Here is an 8,324-nt window from a genome sequence, read left to right on the forward strand (position 1 = left end):
ATGAAGCGCCAAGAAATGCTATAGAAGAAACCCTAGTAAGAATATGGAGTGAAGTTTTAGGTGTAGATAAAATAGGAATAAATGATAGTTTCTTTGAATTAGGTGGAGATTCAATAAAAGCAATAAGAATTATATCTAAGTTAAATAAAAGTAGATATATTTTAGATGTCAAAGATCTTTTCAATAATCCCAATATAAGAGATGTAAGCAATTATGTTTCCATAGATTTGCAAAATAACTTAATAAATCAAGAAGATATTGTCGGACAAGCTGATTTAACACCTATACAAAGCTGGTTTTTTAATCAAAATTTTAAAGAAATGAACCAATGGAATCAGTCAGTAATGTTGTTTAAGAAAGATGGGTTTGAAGAAATTATTATTAATAAAGTTTTTAATAAGATTTTGAAACAGCATGATGCTTTAAGGATGATATTTAAAAAGAGTAATGATAAAATAGTTCAATTTAATAGAGAAAGTAAAGAAGGACTATTTGAACTAAAAATATTTAATTATTTAAGTGAGGTTCATTTTAAAGATAAGATAAAGGAGGAATGTGAAGTTTTACAAAAAAGTTTAAATATATGGGATGGTGAATTAATAAAATTAGGTTTGTTTAAAACAAATGAAGGTGATTATCTTGCTATAATAATACATCATTTAGTAGTTGATGGGATATCTTGGAGAATACTATTCGAAGATTTTCAGTTAGGGTATAAGCAATCGTTAAATAAGGAAGAAATAGTTATACAAGAAAAAACTAATTCTTATTTAGAATGGCAAAAGGCTATAGAATATTATGCTTATAGTAAAGACTTATTAAGTGAAGTAGATTATTGGAGTAAAATTGAAAATGTAGAAGATAAAGAGTTGCCTATTGATAGAGAAATTAATATTGAAAAGAGGATTGTAAAGCATAATAAAAGTATTAAATTATCAATTGATGAAGAATATACTGAAAATTTACTTAAAAAAGTAAATAAAGCGTATAATACAAGCATAGATGATATATTACTTATAGCATTAGCACTTTCTATTGAGAAGTGGACTGGTAACAATAACGTAATTATAAATATGGAGAATCATGGAAGAGAAAACATTGGGGCAACAAATCTTAATGTTAATAGAACAGTAGGTTGGTTTACATCAGAATATCCAGTAGACTTAAGAATAGATACTAATAAGGATATAGGATATAATTTGAAAAGTATTAAAGAAACCTTAAGAAAAATACCAAACAAGGGTATAGGATACAACATATTAAAGTATTACAGAGATGATATATTTGTAAGTAATGTAAAGCCTCAAATAAGTTTTAATTATCTAGGTGATTTTAATAATGATTCAAATAATGACATTTTTCAGATATCAGAATTATCTACAGGAAATGCTGTAAGCAAGGATTCACATATGTTGTATAAGATTGATATTAATGCAGTCATAAATAATGGGGTTTTAGTATTTGCATTTGGATATAATTCTTATGAATTTAATGATGATAATGTAAATGAATTTGTACAAAAATATAAAGAATGCTTATATAATTTAATAAATCATTGTATAAATAAAAAACAAACTGAAATGACACCTTCAGATGTATCAAATTATAATGTATCAATTGAGCAATTAGAAATGTATGAAAAGAATACGATTAATTTGAAAGAAGAAGATGAATTTGAAAATTTACAATATTAAAGCTAATATGAATGTTTGTTAGAAATTTGATATTAGTATAATCATCAATCATCTATAAATATTTAGGTTAAAGTAATTGAATTGATTAAATAAAGCTAGTATGAGTCTTAAAATATAAGGTTTATATTAGCTTTACTAATAAAAGGAGAGAAAGTTGAAATGGAAATAAAGAAGATATATCCTTTATCACCTATGCAGAAAGGAATGTTATTTCATAAATTAATGGATAATAACAATGCTGCATATTTTGAACAAACAATTTTTGAAATAGAAGGAAATATAGATATAGCACTATTTAAAAAGGCATATAATTTATTAATAGATAAATATGACATATTAAGAACTATGTTTGATTATAAAACTTTTGATCAACCTATGCAAATAGTAAAATATAAAGCGGAGGGCAAGGTTTATTATAAAGATTTAACTGATTTAAGTAGTAATGATAAGGAAATTGCAATTAAAAATCTCATAGATAAAGATAGAAAAAAAGGGTTTAATTTATTTAAAGATCTTCTAATGAGAGTATTTATATTAAAATTGGATGACATAAATTACCGATTGATATGGAGTAACCATCATATACTAATGGATGGATGGTGTACAAGTATAATAATGAAAGACTTACTTAAGATATATTCATCACTTAAAAATAATAAAGAGATAGTTAAGAACAAAGTGCCAACATATGAAAGTTTCATAAATTGGATTCAGAAGCAAGATGAAAAAATAGCTTCTGATTATTGGGAAAATTATATAAAGGAGTATGAAAGAGAAGCGGGTCTTCCTATAAAAAGCAACACAGAAAGATCGGAGAGAAATGTTAAAGAGAAAATTAGATTTAACATATCAAAATATGATATACAGAAGTTAAGTGAAATATGTAATAAATCAAAAGTCACAATGAACACTATATTTCAATGTATCTGGGGAATTATTCTACAAAAATACAATAATACAAATGATGTAATATTTGGTTCAGTTTTATCAGGAAGAAATGCGAATGTTCTAGGAATTGAAGAAATGGTAGGTTTGTTTATAAATACTGTTCCGTTAAGAGTAAAAAACTCTCAAAATGCTACATTTAATCAATTAATAAAGCGAGTACAAAAAGAAGTGCTAGAAACTTCTAAATTTGATTATTATCCATTATATGAGATACAATCAAAATCAATTTTAAAAAATAAATTAATAAATAATATTATGGTTTTTGAAAATTACTATTTTAAGGATCTTAAATCAGAAATAGATGATATAGATTTTGTTATTAAAAAAGTTATAGTTAATGAAGAAACTAATTATAACTTAGATATAATAATAGTTCCAGGTGAAATTTACACTATTGAATTGAAGTATAATTCAAATTTATATGATTTATATTTTATTAAGAAGATAGAGAGTATTTTTAAAAACATAATAAAAAAGATAATCAATGATGTTAACATAAAAATTAAAGACATTGATATATGTGATGAATCTGAAAAAAGAACAATAGTATATGAATTTAATAATACAAAAGCCGAATATCCTAAAAATAAAACAATACAAGAATTATTTGAAGAGCAAGTAGAAAAAACATCAAATAATATTGCAGTAGCATTTAAGGAAGAGAAGCTAACTTACAGAGAGTTAAATGAAAAAGCAAATAGTCTTGCAAGAGTATTAAGGGATAAGGGTGTTAAAGGTGACTCAATAATAGGAATAATGGTAGAAAAATCCTTAGAAATGATAATAGGAATAATGGGAATTCTAAAATCTGGAGGAGCATATTTACCGATAGATCCGAGCTATCCGAAGGAAAGAATAGAATATATTCTAAAGGACAGTGAAAGTAAGATATTATTAAGTAAAAATACTTTAGTAGATGCTATAGAGTTTGATGGTCAGATTATTGATCCGTTTAATAAAGGTTTATTTAATGAAGATTCGAGTAACCTTGAAAAAATAAATAACTCAAATAATTTAGCATATGTTATATACACTTCAGGAACTACTGGTAAACCCAAAGGTGTAATGTGTGAGCATAAAAATGTTGTTAGGTTAGTTAAGAATGCAAACTATATAGAATTTAAAGAGGATGATAGAATTCTTCAAACTGGCTCTATGGTATTTGATGCATCAACCTTTGAAGTTTGGGGAGTTCTGCTTAATGGATTAGGGTTATATCTAACTAAAAATGAGACAATAATATTACCAGAACTTTTAGAAGAGTTTGTAACTAGAAATAACATTACAATATTATGGTTAACCTCTGAATTATTTAATCAAATAGCTGAAGAAAATATAAATGTATTTAAGAATTTAAGATATTTATTAACAGGAGGAGATATTTTATCATCAAAGTATATTAGCTTAGTGAGAAGACAATTTACAAATCTTAAGATTGTAAATGGATATGGACCAACTGAAAATACAACATTCTCTACAACTTATCTAATTGAAAAAGAATATAGTTCTAATATACCAATAGGAAAACCTATAGCTAATTCAACAGCTTATATATTAAATAGAAACTACAAATTAAATGCAATAGGAATCTATGGAGAGTTATTTGTTGGTGGTGATGGGGTAGCAAGAGGCTATTTGAATAGACCAGAGTTAACAGCTGAAAAGTTTATAGATAATCCATTTGAACCAGGAACAAAGATGTACAAAACAGGGGACTTAGCTAGATGGTTACCAGATGGAAACATAGAGTTCCTAGGAAGAACAGATAATCAAGTTAAGATAAGAGGATTTAGAATTGAACTTGGTGAGATAGAAAATGGATTGTTACAGCATGAAAACATTAAAGAAGCAGCAGTTTTAGTTAAGGAAAACAAAGATAACGAAAAATATATATGTGCCTATGTTGTAAGAGAAAATTCACTTGAAGAGCTAGATTTAAAAGGTTACTTAAGAGAAACCTTGCCAGAATATATGGTTCCAGCTTACTTTGTACAACTAGAAAAGATGCCATTAACTGCTAATGGAAAGCTTGATAGAAAGGCACTTTCACAATCAAGCTTTGATGTAGCTTTAAAAGAGTATGAAGCACCAAGAAATGAAGTGGAAGACACTTTAACAAAAATATGGAGTGAAGTTTTAGGCATTAATAAAATAGGAATAAATGATAACTTCTTTGAAATTGGGGGGCATTCATTAAAGGCCATGACCATTATTTCTAAAATTCACAAGGAAACAAATAAAGAGATTCCATTAAAAGAATTATTTAAATCACCAACAATAAAAGGGCTAAGTAAGTTTATTGAAAGTGCTAGGGAGACTGTTTATTCTAATATAGAAAAAATAGAAGAAAAAGAGTGTTATGAAGCATCATCAGCGCAAAAGAGAATGTATATAATTCAAGAGTTTGATAAAGAAAGTATAGTATACAATATGCCTCAGATTTTTGAAATTCAAGGTTCTATGGACAAAGCTAAAATAGAAGATACATTTAGAAAGCTAGTTGAAAGACATGAAGCATTAAGAACTTATTTTGAAACTGTTGAAGATGAAATAGTTCAAAAAATAGATAATAATTATGAATTTAAGCTAAAAGAAGAAATATTACATAAATCTATAGAGGAAATAGCAAATGATTTTGTTAAACCTTTTGACTTAGGAAAAGCACCATTGTTTAGAGCTGAAATTATAAAAATTGAAGATAAAAATTACTTATTAATAGACATACATCACATAATATCTGATGGGGTATCTATGAGCATTTTAATAAATGAATTTGCAACGATATATAATGGACAAGATTTAAAACCTTTAAGACTTCAATATAAGGACTTTGCAGTATGGCAAAATAATTTATTAAAATCAGATGGAATCAAGAAGCAAGAACAATACTGGGTTAATAGATTTAAAGATGAAGTTCCGGTATTAAATCTGCCTTATGACCATGAAAGACCTGTTATTCAAAGTTTTGAGGGGGAGGTCGTAAATTTTGAAGCAGATGAAAAAATTACACAAAAATTAAGAAAACTTACAAGAGAAACTGAAACCACAATGCATATGGTATTATTATCAGCCTTTTATATACTCTTATCTAAATATAGTCAACAAGAAGACATAGTAGTAGGGGCTCCTATATCAGGAAGACCACATGCAGATCTTGAAAATATAATGGGTATGTTTGTAAATACATTAGCTTTAAGGAATAAACCAGAAGGAAATAAAAAATATATAGATTTTTTAAATGAGGTAAAAGAAAATTCTTTAAAAGCATATGAAAATCAAAGTTATCAACTTGAGGCTTTAGTAGAAAAGTTATCGGTAAGAGGAGATACAAGTAGAAACCCATTATTTGATGTTATGTTTAGTATGATAGAGACAGATACAAATATTAATAATAGACTAGGTGGACTTATATTAAAACCATATAATGAGCAAAGCAAGGTGTCAAAGATTGATTTAACTTTAGATGTACTGGAAGAAGGGCGTACATTAAAATTTAGCATGGAATATTGTTCAAAGTTATTTAATAAGGAAACAATAGAAAGATTATGTAAGCACTATATTAGTATACTAGGTAATATAACTAAAAATAGTGAAATAAAAATAAGTGAAATTGATTTATTATGTGAAAACGAAAAAAGTCAAATACTATATGAGTTTAATAAAACAAAGGCTGATTATCCTAAAGAAGAAACAATACAAGAATTGTTTGAGGAGCAGGTAGAGAAAACACCAGATAATATTGCAGTAGTATCCGAGAATAAGCAGTTGACTTATAGAAAATTAAATGAAAGAGCTAATAGTCTTGCAAGACTATTGAGAGATAAAGGTGTTAGTAATGATTCAATAGTAGGAATTCAAGCTGAAAAATCATTAGAGATGATAATTGCAATAATGGGTATTTTGAAGGCTGGAGGAGCTTATATGCCTATAGATCCAAGCTATCCAAAGGAAAGAATAGAGTATATGCTAAGAGACAGTGAAAGCAAAATAATATTAACTACAGAAGATTTAATATATAGTAATGAGTTGGACATAGAGGTTACAAATTTATTTGATGAAGAGTTATTTACAGGAGATCCAAGTAATTTAGAAATAACAAATAATTCGAGAAATTTAGCATATATACTGTATACATCTGGTTCTACTGGAGATTCAAAGGGCGTTGAGATAGAACATACTGGTGTAATAAACCTCATATCTTGGTTTAAGAAACAATATGAAATAGATGAAAATGACAGGATATTACAAACTACAAACTATACTTTTGATGTATCTGTAGAAGAAATTTTTGGAACATTATCAAATGGGGCTACATTATATTTAGTTGATACTAAAGATTTAATTAATAATGGATTTAAAGAGTTTATAGATAAAAATTCAATAACTATGGCACAATTTGTACCAAGTACATTAGAAATACTAATTGCAAATAATGAAAAACTTAACAGCTTAGATACATTGATTTGCGGAGGAGAAAAGTTAGATAACACACTAAAAAATAAAGTTTTAGCAAAGGGATATAATTTATTTAACCATTATGGGCCAACTGAAATAACAGTTGATGCTATAACAACTAAATGTCATGAAGACTATACAAATATTATAGGAAGACCAATACAAAATACAAGTATATATATTTTAAATAGTAAAAATCAACTGGTTCCCATAGGAGTGCCAGGAGAAATATGTATAGGCGGAACTGGGGTAGCAAGAGGATATTTAAACAATACAAGGCTCACTTTAGAAAAGTTTATAGACAATCCATTTGTTGCAGTTGCGGGTACTAAAATTTATAAAACAGGAGATTTAGGAAGATTTTTACCAGATGGAAACATAGAGTTTTTAGGAAGAATAGATAACCAAGTTAAAATTAGAGGTTTCAGAATAGAACTTGGGGATATAGAAAGTAAATTGTTACAACATATAGATGTTAAGGAAGCAGCTGTTGTATTAAAGGAAGATAAGAAAAAGGGTAAATATCTATGTGCATATATCGTAAGTGAAGATAAACTTAATGAGTCAAATTTAAAAAGTTATTTAAAAGAAAGCTTACCAGAATATATGATACCATCTTACTTTGTGAGCATAGATAAAATGCCAATAACACCTAATGGGAAGCTTGATAGAAGAGCATTTCCTAAGCCAAATTTAGATGAAAGATTAACTAGCTATGAAGCACCAAGAAATTCTTTAGAAGAAATGCTATCAAAAATATGGGTTGAAGTTTTAGGTGTAAATAAAATAGGAATAAATGATAACTTCTTTGAATTAGGGGGACATTCTCTAAAGGCCATGACTCTTATTTCTAAAATTCATAAAGAGACAAATAAAGAGGTTTCATTAAAGGGATTGTTCAAGGAACCAACAATAAAAGGTTTAAGTAAGTTTATTGAAAGTTCGATAGAAAATACTTATTGCAGTATAGAAAAAGTAGAAGAGAAAGAGTATTATGAAGCATCATCAGCGCAAAAGAGAATGTATATAATTCAACAGTTTGATAAGTCAAGTATAGCATATAATATGCCACAGTTTTTTGAGATAGAAGGTATTATAGACAAAAATAAGATAGAAGATACATTTAGAAAGCTAGTTAAAAGACATGAAGCATTAAGAACTTATTTTGAAACTGTTGAGGATGAAGTAGTTCAAAAAATAGATAATAATTATGAATTTAGGTTAAAA

2 protein-coding genes are annotated in these 8,324 nt (G+C 27.1%); both read left to right on the forward strand.

The window, feature by feature from the left end:
- Positions 1-1,694: condensation domain-containing protein (locus tag BM119_RS18905; RefSeq protein ID WP_242948477.1), on the forward strand; the 1,694-nt coding region annotated here is incomplete at its 5' end.
- A gap of 159 nt (positions 1,695-1,853) precedes the next feature.
- The coding region (locus BM119_RS18910; protein WP_143087360.1) for a non-ribosomal peptide synthetase at positions 1,854-8,324 on the forward strand (6,471 nt) is incomplete at its 3' end.

Source organism: Clostridium frigidicarnis (assembly GCF_900111985.1).
GTDB lineage: Bacteria > Bacillota > Clostridia > Clostridiales > Clostridiaceae > Clostridium_Z > Clostridium_Z frigidicarnis.